Origin of the sequence: Synoicihabitans lomoniglobus, from assembly GCF_029023725.1 — a bacterium.
Taxonomy (GTDB): Bacteria; Verrucomicrobiota; Verrucomicrobiia; order Opitutales; family Opitutaceae; genus Actomonas; species Actomonas lomonigloba.
Window position 1 is genome coordinate 179,884 of the sequence record NZ_CP119075.1, and the last position, 23,710, is coordinate 203,593.

The window sequence follows — 23,710 nt, forward strand, 5'->3', positions numbered from 1 at the left end:
GCACGCTGCTACGCCAGAGAAATGGAGCGGTGGGCTTCCCGCGCGCGGAGACTGATTTCGGTGGTCGTGATTTTCGCTTCGATCAGTCCCTCGGGTCCGCTGAACGTCCAACCGTTGGAGGTGCGTTGCCAGTGCTGATTCGCGCCGAAGTCTGTGACGGTTCCACTCGCGAAGAGGGTGAGCCAGCGGCAGCGCGAGCCGGTGGCGGTCGCTTCGATGTAGCTCTCGTGACGCTGTTCGAGTGGATCGCCGCTGCGCTCCAAATGATAGGGCGGGGCGTAGGCGTGTTCGCGGCGTCGGAACGTCAGATCGGTGTCATCAAGGGCGGCGATGTGGCCGACGCAGGCGGCGTGGTTTCCGTGCACCACAAATGCGCCAGCGGCGGTTGGTTCGGCTTGGTCGATGGTGTGCCAGCGCAGCGAGATCTCTTCGGCCGCATCGAGTTCCGCTTCGTCGAACACGAGCACGTAGCCGGGCCAGAGGTGGAGCACCGTGCGGGTGACTTGGATCGCACCGGTGTAAGCCGGAGTAAGATCGATGCGCCAGGCCGTGCCGTGGCCGGGTTCGTGTGACCAGGCGGTGACCTTGCCCGCGAGGTCACTGACATCGATGGACTCACCGCGCTCGCGCACGGGGTAGCGTTGTTCGCGTCCGCCGAACATGAGCACGTTGTGACTGCGGATGGACGCGTTGTAATACTGCCAACGGGAGTGGGGCTCGAAAAAGTCTGCCGGGTAGGATGACGGCGAACCGATGTCGATGATGAGGCGTTCGCCGAGGGCGTCGAAACCGAGTTGGCCGACGTCGTTGTGTTCGTGGTTTTCCTCGCGACCGGATTTGGCGAAGACAATGCAGGCGGCGCGATCGGGGTCCCAGGATGTGCGGCTGACAATCATGCCGCCGTGGGCGGTAAACGCGGTGGCGAGCGGTTCACGCCCGGCGGGTGAGTCGGGACGCACGCGGGGATCATACCACACCAGTTCGAGCGGGTTGGTGGTCTCAGCCTGCTGCGTGAGGTAGTAATGCTGCAACACCCCATCTTGAGCCGCGGCTGCGACGGCGCTGATGTAACCCGCCATCACGGGAGCTTCGGGATGGCAGTCGCCGAAGGGCACGAGACGGCGGTTCGTCAAGGTGCCGTGCATGACCCAACGGCACAATTCAGGAAAGGGGGGCCGAGCGAGGCGGTTGTCGCCGCCGGCGGTGGCGTAGTGTTGGGCGAGAAAGAGCGCGACCGGCATGCGGTTGGCGTTGGCGTAGGCGACGGATTCGTTAAACTCGCCGCGTTCGCCGTAAATCGAGAGGTAGCGCTCGAAGGCATCCAGCGCGAGGGAGACAAGTCGGTCGGCGTCGGGGTGTTCGCCCGCGAGCACCATGCCGGTGATGCCCAAGCCGCCGTAGATGACGGTGAGCCAATTGTTCAGGTCATGCGTCCACCAGGCGTCCTGGGTAACCGATGTCAGGAAAGGTTGGATACCGCGCCGATTCAGTCCCTCGATGATGAACGCACGCTCGGTGGCATCAAGCGACGGGGCGAGCCAGTCGTAGGCGATGGCAACATCCTGGGCGAGCATGCCGGTGCGCAGGTCGGCGGGGTGACCGAAGCGCACGTGTGACTGGTCGATCCAATCGGGCCAGCGTTCCGGATCGTAGAGCGCTTCGATTTGGGCGAGAGCGGCGGCGCGGCAGGCTGCGTCGCCGGTGATGAGGTGAACGAGAGCGAATCGAACGAGTCGGGTGCCGGTCGCCTCGCACAGGTGGTAGTCGAGATTGCGGTCGCGAATTGAAGCTGCCGCGCGGCGCGGCACGGGGGAGTGAGGCAGGAGCGGTGGCTGTGTGGCTTCGGTTTGCGCGAGTTGAACGATGCGGTCCCACGTGGCGCGACTCCATGCGTCCGATGCGATGGCGGCGCGAAGATCGGCCGGCGTGCGTAACCCGGCATGGCCGGAGGCGGAGAGGTAAATACGGGGATGAACGTGCGTGGTCGGCGTTTCGCTGCCGAACAACCGGGGAGAGATCCACCAAGCCGCCGTGGCGGTGGAGGCTTGTTGGAGAAAACGACGACGCGCCAGCGGCGGCAGTTCACTCATGGGGTGGAGACCGGTTGAATGGAGACCTGCAACTGGCTGCGGGTAGCGGCCCGGCGTTCGATGAGTTTGATGAGATGCACCTCCGGGCCCCAGACGGCGCGCAATCGCGGGTCGGTGATCGTCTTGTGCTCGACGCTGGGAGTGAGGAGGGACGCGTCATAAGTGAGCGTGGCATCCCGGCCGGTGTCGGCCCCGGGAAAGCGTCCGAGGCGGACGACTCCGGCGGTGGACAGGTCGACCGGACGGGCGGTGAGAAAATGCAACGCGCTCGGAGTTTGTGCGGCGGTGAGCTCGTAGGCGTCGGTAAGGCGCAGGGCATGGCCGCGTTCGAGTTCGAAGGTCCGTTGCCAGGAGTTCACGCCGGCGTCGGTGGGATAGGCGGTCGCGAGATCGAGCGTCAACGTGGCGGTGGTGTCGGTGGACGCGTGGCGCACGTTGCGAGCGGTGAACGCTCGGCCAGGCGCTTGTTCGTGGCCGTTGATCATCGGCACGTTGTGCCAAGCCGAACGCATGGTCCAAATCTCGTAGCGTTGCGGACTGAAGGTTTTGCGCGTGTAGGCCTCGGGGCCGGCGTCGATGAACAGCGGCCAGCCATCGAGATACGCGATGAACGACCCCACGTCGTTGTGGTTGTGACTCTCGTCATTGTGGCCGCCCTTGGCGGCGAGATAGATGCCGTCGGTTGTGCCGCCGGCGTCGCGGGCGGTCATGAATTGCAGATCGGGCAGCCAGGCGTCGCGGACCAGTGGTGCGGCGGAATTTTGGGCGGCGATTTCTCGGCGCAGAAACAACGCGGGCAGCGTGCGCCCGAGGGAGCGCTCTTCACCGGGCACAAACGCCGGATTGCGTTGCCACAACCACGCGCCAAAGGCCGCCAATTCCGGGTCTTGCACGGCGCGACCGTAGCGGTAAACGAGCGTGCCGTCGGCCACGATTCTGGCCCGGGCGTCCGCAAAGTTTGAATACCAATCGCCGCCGATGTGGGCGGTCATGATGTAGCGCCCCATCGCTCCAATGAGCGGTTGATCGAAGATGGAAATGCGACCCTCGCTGGCGCTGTCCATCCAGTGGAGCGCCTCGAACAGACTCGCGCCGGCGCGGGCCCAGTAGGACGGCCCTTCGTCGCAGCCACCGTCGGCCGGATAGCTGTTGATAAAGATATCGAGCACGCGCTGAGCTTTTTCGACATGGCGCGCGCGGCGTTCCGGATTTTCTTCGAGGAGCAGGGCGGCCGCCAGCCAGTTGGAAGCGATCCACGGATTCCAGTTGTTGATCGGGTGTCCCTGGGTGTCCCAGCCCATCCACCAAAAGTCGGCGCGGTCGAAGCAGGGTTGAAGGAGGCGTCGCTCCACTTCGTGGCGAATGCGCCGGTCGACCAACGGCGACACCGTGTCGAGTTGCGGACCGAGCAAGTAGCTGATCCAGGCCATCATCGCGCCGGTTTCGCTCACTCCGAGATCGACGGTGGGTTCCGCCACGTCCGGCAGACCGGCTCCGGCGCGTTGCATGAAAACGTGCGCCTCCATGCCCCAGTAACTTTCCTCGCAGACGGCCCACACGCCGTCGGTGATGGCATCGAGAAAACGCCCCTCGCCCTCGACGCATTCGGCGAGAACGAGACGCATGAGGCGGCGGCGCCGTTCGAGCCGCGGGACGGCGTTGGCGCTGCGATCACCCACCCGCACGTAGTTCAGAATATCGGTGGCGCGAAGGACGGACCATTCGCCCGTCACGGCGGCCTCGCCTGCGGCCGTGATGTCAGCGCGCACGGTGGCGTCGAGTGCCCGCCATGCTTCGCGTTCCGAGGCGCGGGGAAAGGGGTGCCATTCCCCCGGAGGCAACAGCGCGGCTTGCACGGCGGGAATGTCGCGTCCGAGTTCATGCAACTCTGGCGCGCCCGCGAGCAGGTTGCGGGGTGTCAGCTCGACGGCCGACATGGTGAACGAACTGACGACGAAGCCGCTGGCGAGAGCGACGTGCCGGGCAATTTTGGAGGAGCGAAGACGGCGGCTGAAGGGGTGAAATATCATGGGGGGCAGGGGAGGCGTGGAACGCGCAAAGAACGTCCCTCAATGAACGACTCCGCCCTGCCGAACCCAAGCGATAAACCCGTCGGCATGGCGCAAAAATGGCATGAAATTTCAAAGCACCGAACCCTCCACGTGGGCCGATTCGCGCGCATATTTTTCCTCCGGCGCGTAGGCTGCGAGCTTGCTCGCGCTTCCGCCTGCTGGCTGCGGTGCACAAGCGCCCGCGAGCGGGCGGCCTACGGTGGAGTTGCGGGCATGTGTCCGGGGGGGCAATCCGACCGCCGAGGCGATTTCACACCAGGTGTGGCAGCAACATGGTCGCGAGACTCAGCACGAAGAAGAAGCCGCACATGTCGGTCACGGTCGTGAGAATCGGACCCGACGCGAGGGCGGGATCGAAGTCGAAACGTTTCAGGGCCAGCGGAATCAAACCGCCGAGGCTCACCGCGACGATGGTATTGACCATGAGGGCACCGCCGACGACAGCGCCGAGCCACGGGTTGCCTTTCCAGAGCAAGGCGACGACGGCCAGCAGGGCGCCGAGCGCGAGCCCGTTGATGCAACCGAGAGCCATTTCCTTGCCGAGCACGCGCATCATTTCGACAGGTCGCACCAGGCCGAGCGCGAGTTCGCGAATACTCACGGCAACGGCTTGGCTGCCGCTGCAGCCGCTCATGTCGGAAATGATGGGCAGGAAGACGGCCAGTGCGATGACCTGCGCGAGGGTGTCCTGGTAGGCGGCGATGACACTCGCCGCGAGGACGTTGAGCAGGATGTTGATGCTGAGCCACGACAGGCGGCGGCGGGAGCGCACGACGAGCGGCATGGAACGCAGTTCCTCGCGACCGCCGAGACCGCTGACTTTGAGGAAGTCTTCCGCGACATCGTCGGCGGCGGCTTCGCGGACCGATTTGCGCATGACGACGCCGACGAGTTTTTTCTCATCGTCGACCACGGGCAGACCCACGAAACCCTTGTCGTCGAAAAGTTGGGCGAGCTCATCGAGCTCCATGGCGTGATGCACGACCAACGGCCGCGGCAGCATGATTTTCGTTACCGGGGTGGCGGGGGTGGAAAGCAACAAATCGCGCAGACGCAACACCCCGACCGGGCGTTCGTCCGCATCGACGATGTAAGCGTATTGCACGTCGTAGTCGGTGTAAGTCTCGGCATTGGACCGCATGTCCTCCGTGACACTGCCGACCGTCGCGTCGAGCGGGTAGGCGAGGAACTCCGATCGCATGAGACCACCGGCGGTGTCTTCGTCGTAGGCGAGGAGTTCGCGGGCATCGGCCGCCTCCTCGGGTTCCATCTCATGGAGAATGGCCTCGGCTTCGTCGTCCTCGAGCGTGCCAAGCAAATCGGCCACCGCATCGCTGTCCAACTCCTCCATGATGTCGGCGGCGCGTTCGGGGGCGAGGCCATCGAGGATGTCCTCGGCCTGTGCTTCGGGCATCTTTTCGAGCAGGGACGCCGCCTGTTCAGGCGTCACGAGCATCATGAGGTCTTCCTGCGTGTCGTCGTCGAGTCGGTCGATGAACCGCGACTGTTCGACGGCCGGCAAAGCCTCCAGCAGGGCGCTCGCACCCGACGCATCGCGGGCGTCGATGAGTTCCTCCAAGCGGTCGATCATTTCGTCGGGTTCAGTCATACGGTGGTGGAGGGCATGTTAGGACAAGCGGAGGGCGGTGGAACATCCTTAATGAGATTCCAGACATTTTTGCGCCAACCTGACCAGCCGCGCCACGCCGCCGGGAAACGCCCCGTCAATTTGGGCTTACTGAGCGACCAACCGCACGCCGCGGTGCGCTCAGCTCACAGGATTAGAAACCCATGCCCATGGACGACGAGATTTCAGACTATTTTCAAGCACGTGAGGAACGACGGCTATCGCATTTGCAGGAGATCCGCCAACGGGATGCCGGGCAGTTGTTTTTCCCATTTTACCGACCTGAAACCGATTCAGACTGGTTCGACTCTTGGCCCTGACGCGACGGTCCGTTCTCGCGAAAAGTTGGCGGCGGGGCAGGTGCGATCGCGCGCAAGCGCGCTCCTACCGAGAGGAAACGAAACCGGACAGAGAGGCTCTGATTTGACCAAGTCGGTGGAACTGGTTCTGCGGACCTTTGCGTAACCTTTCCGATAAACGCGCCCGTCAGAGCAACTGCGTGACGGTATCGCTGGGCATGGCGACTGACTTTTCTTACGCGCAATGGGTTTGACCCCGCGAGGTTGGCGCTGGCTGTTGCGGCTCGGCCGTAGGAGCGAGCTTGCTCGCGACGAACGCGATAAGCTGGCGGCGGGGGCAGGTGCGATCGCGCGCGAGCGCGGCTCCTACCGAGAGGAAACGAAACCGGACGGAGAGGCGCTGGTTTGACCAGGTCGGTGGAACTGGTTCTGCGGACCTTTACGTAACCTTTCCGATAAACGCGCCCGTCAGAGCAACTGCGTGACGGTATCGCTGGGCATGGCGACTGGGACTTTTTTACGCGCGATGGGTTTGATCCCGCGAGGTTGGCGCTGGCTGTTGCGGCTCGGCCGTAGGAGCGAGCTTGCTCGCGATGAACGCGATAAGCTGGCGGCGGGGGCAGGTGCGATCGCGCGCAAGCGCGTCTCCTACCGAGGGGAAACGAAACCGGACGGAGAGGCGCTGATTTGACCAGGTCGGTGGAACTGGTTCTGCGGACCTTTGCGTAACCTTTCCGATAAACGCGCCCGTCAGAGCAACCGCGTGACGGCGTAGCTGTGCATGGCGACTTGGAAACCGATGCTTTGGTAGACGGTCTTCGCGGGGTTGGTGTCTTCGGCGCCGGTGTTGATCACGAGCAGGTCGGGTTTCACGGTGGCGAAGGCGTGGCGGATCACGTGATCTAGGAGGGTGGTGCAGACGCGTTGACGGCGGTGACTGGCGCGGGTCGTGACATATTGAAATCGGCCGACCGATCCGGCGGCATCAAAGTAGAGGCCCATACTGCCCACCAGCGTGTCACCGTCGAAGGCTCCCCAATAATGGCCGCGGCCGCGCGCGGTAAGTTTGCGGTAGGAGGCGGCTTGATTGGTGCGAAACTCGCCGTTGTCGGCCCTGTAGCTGAAATCGTCGCGATCCACTTCAACCTGCAGCGCGGTGACGGCCAACCAATCGGCATCGTTGAGAATGGGGCGAATGGTCAGCTGCGGGTGGATGCGCACTCCGCCCGCGTAGGCGGACATCGCCAGCACGATGTCGCGGTTGAACTCGAATCCCGCCGCCGTGAAAGGGTCGGTCTCACCCGGTGCATCTTCGTCCCAGCCGAGCGTGATGTGGTTGAGCGTCTGACCGAACGCGGCGGCGTGAATCTGATGCCAGCGCTCGAAGTCGCCGGGGAGGGGGGCGGTTTTGAACAAAACGAGGTTGCCGAACCAGAAGGTCGGGTTGGTCGGCGTGCGTATGACCCAATGGTCCTCCCGCTCTTCCACCATGCCATCTTGTTGGTGAAAGATACAGTCGGTGTGGTAGCCGAGGTTTGCGATCCGGGAAGGCATGCGGGACTGAGCAAGGACCCGGGCTTGCTCGCACTCAAGTCCGAGTCGCGGTGCCCGAGTCCCGTCCGGTCCGGATCTACGATGCGGTGGCCAGCGAATCCTCCAAATGGCCCCTCATGATCGCAGGCAGTTCGTCCATTTCGATGCGCAGGGAAGCGTGTTGCCGGGCGAAAAGCTGATCGGGCATTCCCTGAGGTTGGAAGAACGTGAAGATCACGGCGGTCTGCTCGGGGGCGAGTTCGAGCACCCGCAGGGGAAACACACCCGATTCCGCTTCCCCGGGCGAGCGCGCCCACATGTCGATCACGCCGGTGCGGGCGTCGGTTTCAAAGCGAGTGATCATCTCCCCTTGGCTGGTCATGACTTTGAATGTGTCGCCATCCCAGCGACCGCTTTCGCAGTATTCGGTGGCCCATTTGGGCAGGTTTTCGACGTTGGCGAGAAAGTCGAAGACCACGGATTTTGGTTGGGATAGGAAGGCTATTTCGGTGACGTTTTTCATACGGCGATCACCTTAACAGCCCGCAGTGACAGCCCTATGTCAGCAGGTCGAACGGACGCCGGATTTTTTTCAAAGCCCGTCCCTGACTTCAGGTGTAGTGTGCGGCCAGAGCCGCTATTTCGTCCCGCACGGCGGCGCGCAACGATGGCGGGTCGAGCACCCGTGCCTCGGATCCGAACGACAATATCCAGCGCGCGATCCAAGCGTGTCCCCAGACAATGGTTTCGAGGATCCACCCGTCGTCCCCTTGGTCGCGGGATCGCAAGCAGGGGCCGAGCTCGCGCAAGGCCCGTTCCACTACCGGGGAGGAAAACCACAACCGCACGACTTCGGTGTCGGTTTCGGAAAACGCCGTGCACAGATACGTTTCGATACGGAAGTTCTGGCGCGGTGGCACGTGTTCCGTGAGCGGCGCCATTTCCTCCACGCGATCCAACCGAAAACTGCGCGGATCACGACGAAGACGACACCACGCGACGAGATACCAGTAGTTTTGGTAGAGCACGACCCCGAGCGGCTCGACCACGCGCTGGGAACGCACGCCATCGGGTTTACGATAGTGCAATCGCAACGCGCGTTGATCGGCGACGGTCTGCGCGCACACGACCAGATGTTCGGTGCCCGGCACGGCATGCGTGCCAAAGACGGTGACCTGTCGACCGAGGCGAATCAGACGTTCGCGCGCCTCCGCCGGCATGATACTTTGGATTTTGAGCAACGCCGCTGCGGCCGAGCCGCCCGTGTCGGCGCCGCCGAATTTGGCGACCATCATCGCGCCGATCGACAGCGCCTGAGCCTCGGTTTCGGTAAACGCCACCGGTGGCAGAAAATATCCTTTGGCCAGCGAGTAACCGACGCCGGCCTCGGCGGCCACCGGGATGCCGGCTTCGGACAATGCGCCCAAATCGCGATACACGGTGCGCAGGCTGATTTCGAAGTGGCGGGCAATTTCCGCCCCGGTGATGACCCGCTTGGATTGCAGCAGCAGGGCGATGGCAAAGAGGCGGTCGATCCGGTTCATGTCGGTTCACCACCAAGACGCCGGAATCGATGGCGGTCGATCCCAGACCATTCGCCATGGCCGGGGATTTACGGGGCTTGGCCCAGCCAGGCTTCGACGCGGGCTTTTTGTTCAGCCGTGGCGTCGGCGCGGAAATTCAGCCGCCACGTTTCCTCGGGTTTGAGCGCAAGCGTGGCAGGGACGGAGATGATTTGGTCGCGGCGGCTCACGAGCAGCTCGACCGTGGTGCCGGCCCCGAGCAGTTCGAGGCGGCGGATCACATCGCCGGCGCTCATGCGGTGGCCGTCGACGGCGATGATCTCGTCGTCGACGCTCAGACCGGCGGCGGCGGCGGGCGTGTCGCGGCGCACCTTGGTGAGCACGATGCGACCGTCTTGATTGGCGATGTCGATGCCGAGCCAACCCTTGGCCAAGTCGGTGTCGTCAGCGGCGGCGGGGGTGCCGGGTTCGGGCGGGGCGGGTGGTTTCGGCGTTTCGAATTCCAATCCCCACCAATCGAGAGCGGGTTGGTAATCCCACTCTCCGGGGGTTTGCACGAGAGCGTGAAACCAAGCCGTGAGGTCGTGGCCGGCAATCTCGCTGGCGAGCGCGATGAACTCGTCCTGGGTGTAGCCGCGTTCCGCGCTGTAGCGCTCGAAGGCGGCCCGCATGACGTCGTCGAGCGAGTGGGCGCCGTCACTGACGCGTTGAATTTCGGCGTCGATGAGGAAACCCGCGACCGCGCCGCCGCCGTAGTAGCTGAACAAGGCGTTGGTCGAATTCTCATCGGTGCGGTAGGCTTTGATCCAGGCGTCGAAGGACGATTCGCTGAGCGCCTGCACGTGGCGACCGGGGGTATTTTGCACGCCTTTGAGTGAACCACTGACCGCGCCGAGATAGCGGTCGGGCGTGTAGAAACCGGCGCGGGTGAGCAGCACGTGTTGATAGTAGCTCGTGAGTCCCTCCACCACCCACAGGGAGGGCGAATAGTTTTCGTGTTCGTAGTCGAACGGTCCCAGCTCGACCGGGCGCAGGCGTTTGCCATTCCAGGCGTGGAAGAACTCGTGACTGGCGAGCGAAAGCCACGACGTGATGCCGCCGTGCGTGCGGGACAACCAGCGGTCGGCGGAGAGGGAAAGCGACTGACGGTGCTCCAAGCCACCGCGATTGCCGGTCAAGAGGTTGAAGAAATAGTAGGGCTGGTCGTAGGGCAGTTCGCCCCAGAAATCGCGTTGGGCCTCGACCACGCGGTGCAGGTTGCGGGCGACGCGAGGGTTATCCCAAACTCCGCCACCGCTGACCGTGACCAAGGTGTGGCGAATGCCGTCGACTTCGAAGCTGTCGACCTGGGGCGAACCGGCGACGATCGGACTGTCGACGAGGGTGTCAAAATCGGGGGACGTGAACGTGTCGGCCCGGCCCTGGTCCGGGAGGAGCGACGTTTGCACGGATTGCCAACCCTCCGGCCGGTGCACGGTCACAGTGTAGGGGCGCTGAAAATCGTCGACCACGGTGATGAAGGTCGGCGCGCCGTTAATCACGGCAAAGTCGGCTTCCACCCAATTGCCCCGCACGTTGATGGTGCGGCCGTAGAGGCGATAGTGCACGGTCACGTTTGCTGTCCCCGCGGTATCGATACGCCAGCGATTTTTGATGGTTTTTTCCGCGGCCAATGGGGAGCCGTCGTCGCCGGTCGCGGACAGCTCGACGATGTGACCGGCGTATTCCCGCACCAAGTAGGAGCCGGGAGTCCACACGGGCATGAAGACCGTGAGGGAGTCCGCTCCGGCGGCTGGAATCGCCGCAGTTACATCCACGTAGTGCGCCGCGGCATCGGGGAAACTGAGGGTGTAGGCAATCGGAGCACGCGTCGCGGCCCGGAGGGGCCACGCGGCGAGGCAAAGCAGAAGCAACGAACAGCGGGTCAACATGGGTTCAGAGGCTCAAGGCTTTCGATGGCGGGGGCAAAATGAACATTGCTGAAAGTTTCTCCGCGTCGGTTTTGCTTAACGGTGCCGCGTTCGTTCCCATGGGCTGACTTGCATTCGGGGAGCGCGCGCCGACGTTGGACGTATCGCCATGTTTTCTTTGCCCAAAACACTTCTGCTCGCGGTCGTCGCGACGTCCCTGTCTTCAATCAGTCACGCCCAGTTCCGGGATGACTTTGACGGTTCTGAAATCGAGGGCTGGTTCCCGGTGGCGGGCGATGGCACGGCGACGTTGGAAATGCAGCCGAATGACGGGTTCGTGCGGTTGCATGTCGACGCGACGCCCGATGAATACGGCGTGTGGTGGAGCTTCATCAAGCGCGACATCAGCGCCGAATTGGACCTGAAAAAATTGGCGGATCCCGCCTACGAGCTTCGCGTGGAAGCGCGCGTGCGCAGCAGCCATGCGCCGCGTCGGGTGAATTTCATGCTCAATACGTCACGCACCACCGATTACCATGAGCACCTGCGTGAATTCTACATCAACGACACGACGGACTGGCATGTGATCAGTTTCACCACGACGGACTTCGATGCGAAACCTGGCGATGAGGTTTTTGTGCAATTCTGCGCGACGGATTTTGGGCCGAATCAATACGACGTGGATGTGGATTACTACCGGGCCGACGTGGTGCGGCGCGACGAGGCCAAACCGGACCTGGGCGAACCGTTGCACTACCATCCGACGGTGCCGCCGATGAACACCTTCAAACACCATCTCGGCGTGAGCGGAGACAGCGTGATTAACACGGAATTTCCGTCCGTGAACTTCAACGACTGGCACGTGATGGAGAAAAGTGGTCCGACCCGGGTGCTCACCATTTCCGCCGGTCAATGGGCGGTGCTGCGGTGGGATCTGAGCAAATTCAAGAATCGCAAAGCTGACGGTGCAGGCATTCTGGAACTGACCACGCAATCCCTCGCGCTGGGCGGAAAATACCGTGCCGCCATGGGGAATGAGCTGGGTGAGGAGTTCGGCAAGGTTCACGTCATTGAGATCATGGGCGGTGACGCCGCGTGGGATCAGGAAACCGTGAGTTATGACAGCCTGCTCGCGGGCAAATCCTACGAGGATGTTTTCAACACCCAGATGATCATCGATCTGGAAGTGGCGGAGAAGCCCGGTGGAAAAGCCTATTTTACCTTCCCGCGTCCGGTGATGCAGCGTCTGCTCGATGGCACGACGAAGGGGGTGTTGATTCGACCGCTCGGCGCGATTGCTGCGTCGATCTATGCCTCGGAGAACGCCAGCGGCTCCGGTCCGAAGCTGCATTTCAATACGAAGCCGTAGGTTCAACGGGAACCCTCCAGCACCGCGAGGGTCCCACGGAGGACCCCATGAATTTTCGTTCCTTGCCCCGGTTGGTGGCGTTGTGGTTGAGCATCGCTGGCATCTCTTCCGCCGCCGATAAACTCGATGTCGCTGTCATCAATGAGCTCACCTTCCTCGGTGAACAGCAGGCTCCGGCTGACTTGGATCTGAATCCGGTTTACTACCAGTTCATCACGCGAGGTTACGTCTTGTTCGGTCGTGCGCTACCGGGCGATGTGGAGCCGGAAGAAGACGCTTTGCTCCAACACATTGCCGCCGTGCTGCGACCGAAAGGTTACTTGCCAGCCGATGCGGAGCATCCACCCCGCGTCGCCATCACGGTGATGTGGGGGAGTGCGATTGGCGAATGGAAGCATGCGATCGAATATCTCAATACATCGCCTGCCGGTATCAAATGGGAGCCGTTGCCATCGGAGTCGGGCCATAAGAACACTGATTTACGTCGCACGTGGAGTGAGATTCGCGGTGACGACGTGAGCCGTATTTTACGTCTCAGTTATCAGGATCCTTACATTTTCTCTCTCACGGCTTGTGACTGGCGCAATGCCTTCAAGGGGCAGGAGATTCCGCTGTGGCAAGTCCGAGCGTTGGTGGCGTCGCCCCGGGTGACGGCGGAGCAGGCGTTTCACCGGATAATCGATGCGGTCGAGCCTTATTTCGGACGGGACAACGATGCGCCGCATATCGTGAAGGCGAAGGGCGAGCGAGAAGCGACAAGTATGGCGTTTGGCTTTGATGACCCGGCACATCGTCCGGCACCGATTGACATGGACCCCGTCGTGGCGCTCGCGCTCGGTGGCGAGCGTTTCAAGCGCAAGTGATCGGTGGTATTCGCGGCGCGTTCGCCGCCGAAGCTTTCCCGCTTACGGGGCAACGGCGGGCTCGGGCGGAGCGACGGCGAAATTACGCACGCAAAAATAAAGTGACCGCGTATCGCCAGCCACCGTGGCACCCGCTTCCGTCGTCGTGAAAGTCAGGGGAGAGATGCCGGCCGACAATTCAACCGAGATTTTTTGGTGCACCCATTCGTTTAAGGGGAGCGCGAGGGTCGGCAGGGACTTGTTGCCGAGGGTCATCTGCAGGGAACGGGCGGAGATCGACAGGACGTCGAACTCGACGACAACGGTTTCGGCCTGCGCGGCGTCGTTGGTGAGTGCAATGGAAGCGGTCGGCTCACTCCAGCGCCATTCGCTGGTGCCGTCCTTTTCCAGATCGAGCCAACCGGTGGTGAAGGTGGCGGAAAGCGTGGGTTTGGCTTGGGGTTCGACCCGATTGCAACCGGCCAAAACCAACAACGACAAGAGAACAACGAACGTGGAAAAGCGCGGCATAGCACCGCAAAATGCCTACGGTCGCCGCCGCAAGCGAGCTTGTTCACTGGTCCGCCAAGCATGAAGGCGCGAACCCCGGAGGGTTCGCGCCTTCGACAGATGGGTGGACCAAACCGGCCTAGAACGAATACCGCACGGTCAGGCCGACTTGGCGGGGATCGGCGGGGGACTCGTAGCGGGTGGTTTCCCAATTGGGACCGGCGTTGGCGAAGTAGAAGATCCGCTTTTCATAGCGTTCATCGAGGAGGTTGCGGGCCCACAGCGTGACGCTCCATTGCTCATGGCGATAGCCTACGCTGGCGTTGACGACGTTGAACGCACTGCGCGTTTGGTCGTGGGTGTTGGACTCGAAGTAGTCGTCGCGGCCATTGAGCTCGGCGCTGGCCCAGAATCCGTTGCCGGCGTCGTAGCGACCGCCCAGTGAGTAGGTGTAGGCGGGAACGTTGGCCAACTCCCGCCCGCCTGCGGGGGTTTGCGCGGTGTTGTGCAGCGTGAACGCGTCGAGGTCGGAATTCATGAGGCCGAGACTGCCATAGGCCGAAAAGCCTTCGGCGAGCTGCGCGCGAAAACTCGCTTCGGCTCCCGTGATCGAGGCGCTTTTGCCGTTGTCGACGAAGTAGGTGAAGCTGCCACCGTAGCCCGCGGAGTCGCGGACCTGGGGGGTGTCGCGATCGAGGTGGAACGCGATGATTTCACCGGAGAGCCGACCGTCCGCACTGCGCGTGCGCAGACCGATTTCGTAGTTCCACATGATCTCGGTGTCGTAGCCGGCCGGACCTTCGTCGGGCACGACGAGGTAGTTGTAGATGTTGGCACCGCCGGCCTTGTAACCGCGGGTGAGTGACGCGAAACCGAGGGTGCGTTCGCCGAGGTCTTGTTCGAGCGTGAGCTTGCCGCCGACGAGCGTGTCGGAGAAGTCGAGGGGGGAGCGGAACTCGATGTCGGTCGCCAGATCGTAGTCCTCGACGCGCAGGCCTGCCACGAGACGGGTGCCGGGCGTGAGCTCTTGTCCCCATTGTCCGAATACAGCCATGGTGGTGGCATCGTAGCGGGTGGCGGCGTCGCCGAAGCCTTCGGTGAGAAACGTGTCCTCGACGAGCGATTCGTAGTAGGCTCCGAGCGTCCAGCGGCCGGTTTCGCCGACCTCGCGGTCGACGCGGAATTCCTGATTGAAGGTTTCGCGCTCGCGGGAGAGTTCGAGGAACAGATCGTAGCCGCGCGGATCGGCGGCGTAGGTCCAGTCGGAGTCGTAGCTGTAAAGGGAGTCGGCGGTGGTGAAACTCGTCTTGGTGGTGAACACCAGGGCGTTGCCGGTGTAGACGCCGCGCAGACTGCCCGCGGTGGCTTCCTGGATGTCGTGACCCGGGATGTCGGAGTAGGTCGTGAAGCCGGTGTTATCGAGGGAGAATTCGTCGTAGCCGTTGTCTTGATCGGCGTAGAAGAGCGTGGCGTCCCATTGCCAGGCGTCGCTGGGCAACACGCGCAGTTTCAGGCGCAGGGCGGTTTCGTCGATGCCGTCGGTGTCGTCGCGATTGAGGAAGGCGTTGTCGCGCCAGCCGTTGGCGGTGGTGCGTTGGGCGGCGACGCGAAACATGACTTTGTCGGACAACGGTCCACCCACGGCGAAACCACCGGAGAGGTGATCGTCGTTGGCCACGGTGGCCTCGGTGTAGCCGGTCCAGAAAGGCGTGGGATCGGCGGACACGAGCTTGATCACACCGGCGGCGGCGTTGGCGCCGAAGGCACCGGCCTGCGGACCGCGCAGCACTTCGACCTGCTGGGTGTCAAAGAGCGTGGCGGCGCCACCGATGCCGGTGAAATCGAGATCGTCGATGAGAAAACGCACCGAGGAGTCGGGCGATTCGCCTTCGAATTGGGAGTTTTCGCCGATGCCGCGGATTTGAAAATAACGGGCGCGGGACGTGCCGGCCGCCCAAGTGAGATTGGGCGTGGCGTTGACGAGATCGCCGAAGCTCTGGTTGCCGTTGGCGGCCAGTTGTTCGGCGGCGAACACGGTGGCCGAGGCGCTGGTGCGAGCCAGTTCGGACGACCAGAGGTCGGCGGTGACGACGAGCGTATCCAGTTCCTGGACGTCGCTTGACGGGACGGTTTGAGCCGAGGCCGGGAAGGCGGCGGCGAAGAGCAGACTGCCGAGAGCGGCAATGCGGGAGGGTTTCATGTTGGATCTCAAGTTTGGTGGATTTGAGATCCGGCCTTTGGGCGCGAAACGGACGTGTGATATGTTCCTTTTCCTACGCCGGTATTAACCGGATCAGGTTCAAAGGGATCGCCACGCTGCCGAAGCACTGTGGACATCTCAGACCCAAGCCGGGTCACCCCTAAGGACGCGGAGAGATGTCCGAGTGATTGCGCCGCTTGTCAACGCGAGATTCTGAAAACGCAAATACCGGTCGGTCGGTCGCAGGAACGCGGGGATTCATCGCCACCGCATGGCGTTTCGACGTGGGTGAGGTCATGCATGGGTCGTTTTGAACCGGATTTTCATCACGACAAAAAGTTGGAAAATATTGCAGTGGATCACGTTGGTCGGGGTCCTGACCGGCTGTCGCTCGACCAACGGTTTGTCGGACGAGGCGCGCGAGCAAAAGCGGGAGCGTTACGAAACAGTCTACACCGTGGGGAGTCACATCCCCAAGACCGTGCGCCGCGGGGAAAATCCCGATGCGAACAATGGCGCGAGTCCGGTCGCGGTCATTGAAGGCGAACGGGCCCGGGATGCGGTGCGCGCCATGCAACCGCGGCCTTAGTTGCCTTCGTCGGGGGTCTCGTCCTTCGAACCGCCCAGCAAGCCCTTGAGCAACCCGCCCGCCTTTTCACCGATGGCTTCCGTGGCCTTTTCCTTAATGAGTTGGGTGCCCGCTTGTTTCGCGATGCGGCCCAGTTGGTTCTGATCAAGTTTGATACGTGGGCTGTCCAGTGCCCCGGTGAGACCGATGGGCAGGGTGAAGTTGTCCAACGGCACCGCCCGGCCGGCGATGCGGGCGGTGGTGTGGTGCAGGGTGACGTCAAGCGGCCAGTCGATGGTGCCGTCGATGGCGGAGTAGGTGCCATCGAACGCGAGGTCGACCGTGCCCCCGTCGAGCAAAGGCTCGGCACTGTCGCGCTTGAGGGCGTCGGAAATCGTGGCGGCGGGCACGCCGCGGTAGTGCGCGGCGAGGCGACTGGTGGAGCCGGCTTGCACGGTGAGTCCGGCGGTATTGCCACTCGAAGTGATTTCGACGGAAGCAGGTGCATCCACCAACCACGGTTGGGTGGACAGGTTGCGGGCGTGGATCGCGAGCGTTTCTTCGGGAAGCCAGGCGGCTTTGACATTGTCCGCCTCGAGATCCGACACGAGCAGCGTGGGAGAGTCGGCGATGAGATGATCGGCGGTGACTTCGGCGTAACCGCGCTCAGCCGCGATGCGTTGCAATCGCTCGGACCATGTGTCCTCGGTTCCGCCTTCGGCCCCGATTTCGGTCGATTCACCCGGAGGCGTGCTTCCGCTGAAACGATCGAGCCAACTCTTGGCCTGGGCGAGGCGTTGGCGCCAGAGTTTGGCGTTGGCCACATAGTCTTCGATGGTGCCGGTATCCGGTAGTTTGATACCCTCACCATCGGCGTCCGGTGCGGTGGACACGCGGCGACCAGGAACGCGACGCGCTTGGCTGAGGGTGGCGCCCTGCATGACAATGCGATCGATGGTCAGACGTTTGCGCAGGAGATCGGTGCCGCTGATGTCGGCTTCCAGGCGTTCGGCGGCGAGTAGATTGGTATCGAGGTTGTTGGGATCGGTCACCGCCAGCCCCGTCACGACCAGTCGACCGGCGCCCAGATCGAGGTCGGCGGTGGCGATGTCGACGGTGGCACCATTGGCGCGTTCGAGTCCGTCGCGGAGAGCGGTGGTGATGATGGTAGGCGCGAAAAATTTCAGCACGGTGACGGTCAACACCAGCGACAGAATCACGAATGCGGCGCCGAGCGGGCGGATGGGATTTCCCACCTTTTTGGCGGCGAGCGCAGCGTAGTCGGGATCCTTGAGTCCGCCGCCGGCGAGGAGGAAAACGCTCCAACGCACCCAGGCGCGGTTGTTCCACTTTTGGAATTTTTCGGAGTGTTCACTGGCGTTGGCCATGCGGTGCCGAAACGTGGTGACGCCACGCACGACGAGCCACCCGAGGATGAGCCCAACGACAAGACCCATGACGAGGCCGCCCGTCGCGGCGTAGTTTTCGACGCCGAGCAGGGCGAGTCCCGGGGTGTTGACCATCGCCCGGAAGAGCCCCTCGGTGGGCCCCTCCAACAGTAGACGGCCGATGGCGAAACTCACGGGGAGGAGTGCGAGCGAAACCAACTTGGCGAGGGCACCGGCGACGGCGGCGAGGAAGAGATTGGCGTTGAGCAGGACCAGCAGCAGCGCGAGGGCGAGCGTCAGCCCGGGGGCGGTCATGAAGCCGGGCAGAAAGCCCAGCAGGGCACCCAGAGTGCAGCCGACCATGAGTTGAAAAGGCGTGGCTTTGCCGCGAAGTATGGATCCGATTTTGCGGGTAATGATCATGGGATTGAAGACTGGTTGAGGGGCACAGACCAGAGATCGGCTGATCGGGTCCCGAATCTGACCCCGAGGGGGGGCGCAGTGGCTGGTTCAGCCTGTCGGATAGCAGCCGCCGGTCGTGTTAGCTCGGGGAAGCTTGATGCCATTGCTGGTGGCGCCAGGTGCGCGGGCTGGCACCGAAGCGGGCGCGGAATCGGCGCGAAAAATGGAAGGCATTGGGAAACCCGCCTTGCTCGGCGATTTCGGTGATGGTCAGGCCGGTGTCGCGCAGGAGTTGAGCACCGCGTTCGGTGCGGAGATTCCACACGTAGTGCATGGGCGTGGTGGCCAACTCGGTGCGAAAGATGCGCCCTAGTTGGGCGCGGGAGACGCCGGCGACGCGAGCCATGGTGTTCACGTCGATGGGTTCGGCCAGATGTTGTCCCAGCCAATCGAACACTCGCTGCAGGGGAGCGCGGGCGGGGTCGATTCGCGGCGGGGCTCCGGTGTGATCGCTGGCGGCAAACTCCGCCATCGCGGCCAGGGCCAAGGCCCGCACCAGACCGGGCGTCGCGGCCACTGCCCGGGGCGCCAGGCTCAAGCCGAGTTCCATGAGCTGGGCAAGGCGCGCGGTGATGGGGCGAATCTCCGGTCCGCGACCCCAGCGGTCGGCGCCGGCGGCAACCGCGAATTCCGGCGGCACGGCGCACCAGGTGTGGTGGGTGCGTTCCTCGCGATCCCAGTGAAAGTGTTCGCGGCGACCGGGGTGAAGCAGGATGGCGGACCCCGCGGTGACGAGCACGGACCGGTCATCGATATCGACGGTGGCCGTGCCGGAAAGAACCAGGACGAGTTGGAAGTCCGCCTGCACGCGGGGACCGAACCCGGTCCCGGCGACATACACGACATCGCCGAATCCGGCGTCGGGTTCGATAATCAATCTGAGCCGTTTGGATAGGTTTTTGAGCGACATAGGGATGGCGGTTCGGGCTATTTGGGGGTATTAGATATGGAATGTCCAATTCGACTGCTGCCCCTGCTCCGGTTTCCACGTTGCGCGCCAACGGCTATTTCGGCCCTGATTTCGATCCGGCCGAGCTGCGCCGATTCTACGATGAGCACGGGTATTTCGTCATCGAAGATGCGCTGACGCCGGCCGAAGTGACCGAACTGAGAGACGACGCGACTGCGATTTGTCGCGGGCAGCGCGGGGAACTGAAGGGGGCGCAATCCTTTCCGGCGGATGCGACCGACGACGAGGTATTGCGCAATTATCTCTGTATCCATTTTCCGGGTAAAATATCTCCGGTGATGCACGCCAACGTGCATCATGAGGTGGCGGTGCGGGCCTTGGTGGCCGCGCTCGGTCCCAATGTAAAATGCATGCAGACGATGCTCTTCATCAAGTCGGCGGGGAAACCCGGGCAGGCCTGGCATCAGGATGAAGATTACATTCCGACGCGTGATCGGTCGCTGATTGGCGCGTGGATTTCGATCGATCACGCCACGGTCGAAAATGGCGGGTTGTGGATCATTCCCGGTTCGCACCGGCATGGCATCCTGTGGGACCAGCACTGGCATGACGACCGGCGCTTCGATTGCAGTGAGGAATCCGTGGGGTTTCCCTATACCGACGACGACGCCGTTCCGGTGGAGGTGAAACCGGGATCGATCGTGTTTTTCAACGGCTACACCCTGCATCGCTCGTTGCCCAATCGCGCGGCGCCGGGCACGTATCGTCGTGCGTTGGTCAATCACTACATGCGGGCGGAGTCGTTCCTGCCGTGGATGCTGCCGACGGCGGGTGAGGCGGGGCCGTTGGCCAAACTCGATTTTCGGGATGTGGAGATGGTGGCCGGAGTCGATCCGTATGCACATCGCGGATACGAGAAAATCACCCAGCCCATGTTGCGACCCGATGGCCGGAGCGGTTGCATCAGTTGGTCGCAGAGCGGCAACGTGAACGAGTATTCCGCCGCGCCGGTCGATCATGCGGCCGAAGCGCATGTGGACTGAGTGGGCGGTTTGCAGGTGGAGGCTCCGCGCGAGAGCACCCTGCGAAAAACAGATCCAGCGAAAAGGCCTCGCCTGACGGCCGGGATGTGGCGCAATGGCAGGCGATCGTGAGCGTGCCTCCACAATTCGTTTCTCCCCCGATTCCTTGGCGACTGAGTCTCCGGACGATTTGGCGGTTGGTCGGCGTGCTGACGGTCGCGGCGGGGGCGGGTTTGTCCTACCTGTTCGTGGCATCCAACCGCCGCACGATTGCCGGCCGGGCGGCGTGGCTGCAACGCACGTGCCAGCATGTGCTGCGTCGACTGCGCGTGGAGGTGAAGTCGGTCGGGTCGCTTCCCGCGGGGGTCATGTTGACGCCGAACCATGTCAGTTATCTGGATATATTGGTGCTCAACGCCCTCACGCCGACAGTGTTCGTGTCCAAAGCGGAGGTGAAGGGTTGGCCGTTGTTTGGTTGGTTTGCGCAAAAAGCCGGCACACTTTTTCTGCGCCGGGAAGTGCGGGCAGATCTCGTGCGGGTAGGCGCACAACTCGAGCCGGTGGTGGCGTCGGGGGTGAATCTGGCGGTGTTTTTGGAAGGGACGAGCAGCGACGGCCGTGGGGTCCGTCCGTTTAAACCGGGCATGTTGGCGCCGGCGGTGGCGGCGGGGTGGCCCGTGGCGCCGGCGACGCTCCATTACGCGGTTCCGACGGGGCGGGACGCGGCGGTCGCGGTGGCGTGGTGGGGCACGATGCCCCTGTTGCCCCATTTGCTCACGTTGACGGGTTTGCCCTGGATCAAGGCGACGGTGGAGTGGGGGAAGACGCGTTCGGCGGGCGGTGATCGCAAAGCACTGGCTGCGGCGTTGCAAAGCGAGGTGGCCGCGGGCCTCGCCCGGGCTTATGAGCGCGGATAACACCTGCGAAGCGGGTCTTGTGCTAACGCCGGAGGTTCCCTTCAGTCGGGAGGTTTTCTCGGTTTCAACCCCTGTCATACTCCCGCATGTCCACCCCTTCCAGCGCCCCCTCCGGAGCCTCGGTTACACGTCAACCCTACGGCCGCACTGCCGACGGGCAGGACGTCGAACTCTTCATCCTCACCAATGCGAGTGGCATGCGCGTCGACGTGATCACTTACGGGGCCACGATTGTGCGTCTCTTCACCCCTGATCGCGACGGACGCAGTGCCGACGTGGTGCTGGGCTACGACACCTTGGCCGGCTACGAGGCGGGCAGCTGTTTCTTCGGCGCCACCATCGGTCGTTTTGGCAACCGCATCGCGGGCGGCCGGTTCACGCTGAACGGCGAAACCTATGAGCTGCCGATCAACCAGGTCGTCGAAGGTAGGCCTTGCCAGCTGCATGGCGGTCCGGAGGGGTTTCACCGTCAGATTTGGAAAGCGACCCCCCGCACGGGAGACGGGGTGGCGGCGGTGGAGATGAAGCACTTCAGTCCCGACGGCCACATGGGTTACCCGGGCAACGTTTCGGTGACCGTGATCTACCGCCTGCTCGCCGACAACACGTTGGAGGTGGAATTTGCCGGCGAGACCGATGCCCCCACGCCGCTCAATCTCACCCAGCATACTTATTTCAATCTCGGTGGACCCGCGGCCAAGCCGATTGTCGACCACATGGTGCAGATCGCAGCAGCTCGTTATCTCGCCGTCGATGCGGGCCTGATTCCGGAAGGTCCGCCCGCTCCGGTGGCGGCGACGCCGTTTGATTTCACCGCTCCCCACGCCGTCGGCGAGCGCATCAATGAACCGGGAGACCAGTTGGCCCGGGGGGAAGGTTATGATCACTGTTGGGCGCTCGACGGCGTGGGGGGCGAAATGCATCCCTGCGCCGTGGCGCACGATCCAGCGAGCGGCCGACGGCTGGAGGTGACGACCACCGAGCCCGGGGTGCAGTTTTATACCGGCAACCATCTGCCGCCGGAGGGAGAACCCGGGAAATCGGGCGTGCGTTACCTTCCGCGCACGGGGTTTTGTCTGGAAACGCAACGTTTCCCGGATTCGCCCAATCGTCCGGATTTTCCGGATACCGTGGCGTTGCCGGGTAAGCCGTGGCGCAGCCGGACGCGTTTTAAGTTTACCGCGGACGAATGATGCCCGCCGAGCGTGGCCTCAGACTTTGAGTAAAAACGTCTGACCCGACTCCAGATAAACCGGCACGCAATCGGTCGCCTTCGGATCGCGGAGGAACTCGTCGAGGGCGAGCCGGGCACCACCGAGCAGGGGCGTGCGGCCAGGGTCCTGCACAATGCAGATTCCCCCCGTCGCAATCAATGGCCACGTTTTATGAAGTGCGGTTGCGATCGCGTCGTAGATATCCACGTCGATGTTGCACAACGCGATCGACGTGATCGTGGCAGGCAAATTGTCCTGCATGATGTTGGATCTTACGAGCGTGAAGGAAACGGGCGCGTTGGCGGGCAGGGGCGTCGCTTCCAGTCGGGTGGCGACCTGTTCCATCGAGGCTTCGTGTGTGCCTTGCCAGTGGGCGTCGGCACTCTCTTTTGATTCGACGTAGTCGAAGCCCGCCCACGTATCCATGAAGGTGCAATGCCGCGCCAAATTACTCGCGCCCATGTAATGGTAGGCGAGGCGGGCGCTGGTGCCTTTGAACACGCCGATTTCGACGTAGTCGCCGGGAATCGCCCGGGTGATGTCGATTGCTTGCGTCAGGTTGGTGAGTTGATCGAGGGCGAAATGGGAATGGCCGTGTCGGCGGCAGTCGGCTTCCTCCGCTTGCAGGACTTTCCGCGCTGTGTCGCGGATATGCCACCAGCGGGCGTTGCTCGCATCCCCGGCGCAAAAATATTTGCCGCCGCGTTGCGTCACCCAAGCGAGGTAGGTGCTGATTTTTTCGTCCGAGTCGAACCCGAATACGAAGGCCGTCGAGGCCACGTCGTAAGCCGTCAGATCACGTTCCGGGTCCCCGGAGATGAGTCCACCATTCGTCTTCCAGATGGTGGAGAACGGCACGCGGTGAGCGTCCTTTTTCTCATCGGTAAACACGACGACGGTGCGCTCGGGGAACAATTCACGGGCCCGCTGGATTGACAGGCTCAGACCTGCAATGGTGACCCGCGATGTGCTGAGCGTGGTGGCGGCACCATGAGGGGGAGGCAGGCGATCAAGGCGTAAGCCGAAACGAGCCAAGACCCGGTTGGTAAATTGAGTGAAGAAGGGCAAGCGAACGAATGTGGGGTAGCGGCGGGAAGACGAAAGCTTTCACATTGATTCAGCGCAAGGGAGTATCTCATGGGCGACGATCTTGAACCGGACGTGTTTCAACGGGGATGCTGAGACCAGCCATCTCGATTTGCGACCACTCGTGCACGGTGGCTTGCGCGTCGCGTCGCGTCCCCGCATGTTGCC

18 protein-coding genes and 1 riboswitch are annotated in these 23,710 nt (G+C 62.9%); of the genes, 6 read left to right on the forward strand and 12 right to left on the reverse strand.

All coding sequences use genetic code 11. The features are described from left to right. Positions 1 to 8 precede the first annotated feature (8 nt). From PXH66_RS00705 to PXH66_RS00735, 7 genes are all read right to left on the reverse strand, one after another. Positions 9 to 2,090, reverse strand: coding sequence for a heparinase II/III domain-containing protein (locus PXH66_RS00705; RefSeq protein ID WP_330929314.1), 2,082 nt, complete (start codon positions 2,088 to 2,090; stop codon positions 9 to 11). Next, entirely contained in the window at positions 2,087 to 4,120 is a 2,034-nt protein-coding gene (locus PXH66_RS00710; protein ID WP_330929315.1) for a heparinase II/III domain-containing protein, read from the reverse strand. The genes PXH66_RS00705 and PXH66_RS00710 overlap by 4 nt, the downstream gene beginning before the upstream one ends. Before the next feature lie 292 nt (positions 4,121 to 4,412). Continuing rightward, positions 4,413 to 5,771, reverse strand: a complete 1,359-nt coding sequence (mgtE, locus tag PXH66_RS00715) for a magnesium transporter (protein ID WP_330929316.1) — start codon at positions 5,769 to 5,771, stop codon at positions 4,413 to 4,415. Positions 5,772 to 6,838: 1,067 nt separating this feature from the next. After that, on the reverse strand, positions 6,839 to 7,642 hold the full coding sequence (locus PXH66_RS00720; protein WP_330929317.1) for a GNAT family N-acetyltransferase: 804 nt from the start codon (positions 7,640 to 7,642) through the stop codon (positions 6,839 to 6,841). A gap of 76 nt (positions 7,643 to 7,718) precedes the next feature. Then, complete coding sequence (locus PXH66_RS00725; RefSeq protein ID WP_330929318.1) at positions 7,719 to 8,144, reverse strand: hypothetical protein; 426 nt, start codon at positions 8,142 to 8,144, stop codon at positions 7,719 to 7,721. 88 nt (positions 8,145 to 8,232) lie between these two features. Then, the gene (locus tag PXH66_RS00730; protein ID WP_330929319.1) at positions 8,233 to 9,165 is read right to left on the reverse strand and encodes a helix-turn-helix transcriptional regulator; all 933 of its coding nucleotides are present in this window, start codon (positions 9,163 to 9,165) and stop codon (positions 8,233 to 8,235) included. Between the two features lie 68 nt (positions 9,166 to 9,233). Further along, positions 9,234 to 11,075 carry a M61 family metallopeptidase gene (locus PXH66_RS00735; protein ID WP_330929320.1) on the reverse strand — a complete coding sequence of 614 codons (1,842 nt, stop codon included), beginning with the start codon at positions 11,073 to 11,075 and terminating at the stop codon, positions 9,234 to 9,236. A gap of 148 nt (positions 11,076 to 11,223) precedes the next feature. On the opposite strand from PXH66_RS00735, the gene PXH66_RS00740 reads away from it, so the two are divergent. Then, a complete protein-coding gene (locus tag PXH66_RS00740; RefSeq protein ID WP_330929321.1) occupies positions 11,224 to 12,423 on the forward strand; it encodes a hypothetical protein in 1,200 nt (399 codons plus the stop codon). A 47-nt stretch (positions 12,424 to 12,470) separates the two neighbouring features. Then, positions 12,471 to 13,286 (forward strand): hypothetical protein, encoded by an 816-nt coding sequence (locus PXH66_RS00745; RefSeq protein WP_330929322.1) that lies wholly within the window; start codon positions 12,471 to 12,473, stop codon positions 13,284 to 13,286. 42 nt (positions 13,287 to 13,328) lie between these two features. Here PXH66_RS00745 and PXH66_RS00750 read toward each other — a convergent pair whose 3' ends face one another. Together PXH66_RS00750 and PXH66_RS00755 are read right to left on the reverse strand one after the other, a co-directional pair. Beyond that, on the reverse strand, positions 13,329 to 13,796 hold the full coding sequence (locus PXH66_RS00750; protein WP_330929323.1) for a hypothetical protein: 468 nt from the start codon (positions 13,794 to 13,796) through the stop codon (positions 13,329 to 13,331). Between the two features lie 118 nt (positions 13,797 to 13,914). Further along, a complete protein-coding gene (locus PXH66_RS00755) occupies positions 13,915 to 15,975 on the reverse strand; it encodes a TonB-dependent receptor (RefSeq protein ID WP_330929324.1) in 2,061 nt (686 codons plus the stop codon). Positions 15,976 to 16,028: 53 nt separating this feature from the next. After that, positions 16,029 to 16,147: riboswitch (TPP riboswitch) on the reverse strand. 138 nt (positions 16,148 to 16,285) lie between these two features. Here PXH66_RS00755 and PXH66_RS00760 point away from each other — a divergent pair. Next, entirely contained in the window at positions 16,286 to 16,564 is a 279-nt protein-coding gene (locus PXH66_RS00760; RefSeq protein ID WP_330929325.1) for a hypothetical protein, read from the forward strand. Here the strand turns inward: PXH66_RS00760 and PXH66_RS00765 are convergent. Together PXH66_RS00765 and PXH66_RS00770 are read right to left on the reverse strand one after the other, a co-directional pair. Further along, positions 16,561 to 18,354, reverse strand: a complete 1,794-nt coding sequence (locus PXH66_RS00765; RefSeq protein ID WP_330929326.1) for a hypothetical protein — start codon at positions 18,352 to 18,354, stop codon at positions 16,561 to 16,563. The two genes, PXH66_RS00760 and PXH66_RS00765, sit on opposite strands and share 4 nt — an antisense overlap. 118 nt (positions 18,355 to 18,472) lie before the next feature. Further along, positions 18,473 to 19,303, reverse strand: a complete 831-nt coding sequence (locus tag PXH66_RS00770) for an AraC family transcriptional regulator (protein WP_330929327.1) — start codon at positions 19,301 to 19,303, stop codon at positions 18,473 to 18,475. Between the two features lie 41 nt (positions 19,304 to 19,344). On the opposite strand from PXH66_RS00770, the gene PXH66_RS00775 reads away from it, so the two are divergent. The 3 genes from PXH66_RS00775 (at position 19,345) to PXH66_RS00785 (ending at position 22,435) form a co-directional block, all read left to right on the forward strand. Further along, complete coding sequence (locus PXH66_RS00775) at positions 19,345 to 20,346, forward strand: phytanoyl-CoA dioxygenase family protein (protein WP_330929328.1); 1,002 nt, start codon at positions 19,345 to 19,347, stop codon at positions 20,344 to 20,346. 113 nt (positions 20,347 to 20,459) lie between these two features. Continuing rightward, the gene (locus PXH66_RS00780; RefSeq protein WP_330932193.1) at positions 20,460 to 21,242 is read left to right on the forward strand and encodes a lysophospholipid acyltransferase family protein; all 783 of its coding nucleotides are present in this window, start codon (positions 20,460 to 20,462) and stop codon (positions 21,240 to 21,242) included. An 86-nt stretch (positions 21,243 to 21,328) separates the two neighbouring features. Further along, positions 21,329 to 22,435, forward strand: a complete 1,107-nt coding sequence (locus PXH66_RS00785; protein ID WP_330929330.1) for an aldose epimerase family protein — start codon at positions 21,329 to 21,331, stop codon at positions 22,433 to 22,435. Between the two features lie 18 nt (positions 22,436 to 22,453). Here the strand turns inward: PXH66_RS00785 and PXH66_RS00790 are convergent, their stop codons facing one another. Further along, positions 22,454 to 23,524 carry a TylF/MycF/NovP-related O-methyltransferase gene (locus tag PXH66_RS00790; protein ID WP_330929331.1) on the reverse strand — a complete coding sequence of 357 codons (1,071 nt, stop codon included), beginning with the start codon at positions 23,522 to 23,524 and terminating at the stop codon, positions 22,454 to 22,456. Positions 23,525 to 23,710 lie beyond the last annotated feature (186 nt).

Bases quoted from the DNA above. Each gene is read 5' to 3' on its own strand.
- PXH66_RS00740 (WP_330929321.1), top strand. From the start codon at position 11,224: ATGTTTTCTTTGCCCAAAACACTTCTGCTCGCGGTCGTCGCGACGTCC.
- PXH66_RS00710 (WP_330929315.1), bottom strand. From the start codon at position 4,120: ATGATATTTCACCCCTTCAGCCGCCGTCTTCGCTCCTCCAAAATTGCC.
- PXH66_RS00775 (WP_330929328.1), top strand. From the start codon at position 19,345: ATGTCCAATTCGACTGCTGCCCCTGCTCCGGTTTCCACGTTGCGCGCC.
- PXH66_RS00750 (WP_330929323.1), bottom strand. From the start codon at position 13,796: ATGCCGCGCTTTTCCACGTTCGTTGTTCTCTTGTCGTTGTTGGTTTTG.
- PXH66_RS00725 (WP_330929318.1), bottom strand. From the start codon at position 8,144: ATGAAAAACGTCACCGAAATAGCCTTCCTATCCCAACCAAAATCCGTG.
- PXH66_RS00785 (WP_330929330.1), top strand. From the start codon at position 21,329: ATGTCCACCCCTTCCAGCGCCCCCTCCGGAGCCTCGGTTACACGTCAA.
- PXH66_RS00755 (WP_330929324.1), bottom strand. From the start codon at position 15,975: ATGAAACCCTCCCGCATTGCCGCTCTCGGCAGTCTGCTCTTCGCCGCC.
- PXH66_RS00720 (WP_330929317.1), bottom strand. From the start codon at position 7,642: ATGCCTTCCCGGATCGCAAACCTCGGCTACCACACCGACTGTATCTTT.
- PXH66_RS00735 (WP_330929320.1), bottom strand. From the start codon at position 11,075: ATGTTGACCCGCTGTTCGTTGCTTCTGCTTTGCCTCGCCGCGTGGCCC.
- PXH66_RS00770 (WP_330929327.1), bottom strand. From the start codon at position 19,303: ATGTCGCTCAAAAACCTATCCAAACGGCTCAGATTGATTATCGAACCC.
- PXH66_RS00765 (WP_330929326.1), bottom strand. From the start codon at position 18,354: ATGATCATTACCCGCAAAATCGGATCCATACTTCGCGGCAAAGCCACG.
- mgtE (WP_330929316.1), bottom strand. From the start codon at position 5,771: ATGACTGAACCCGACGAAATGATCGACCGCTTGGAGGAACTCATCGAC.
- PXH66_RS00745 (WP_330929322.1), top strand. From the start codon at position 12,471: ATGAATTTTCGTTCCTTGCCCCGGTTGGTGGCGTTGTGGTTGAGCATC.
- PXH66_RS00730 (WP_330929319.1), bottom strand. From the start codon at position 9,165: ATGAACCGGATCGACCGCCTCTTTGCCATCGCCCTGCTGCTGCAATCC.
- PXH66_RS00705 (WP_330929314.1), bottom strand. From the start codon at position 2,090: ATGAGTGAACTGCCGCCGCTGGCGCGTCGTCGTTTTCTCCAACAAGCC.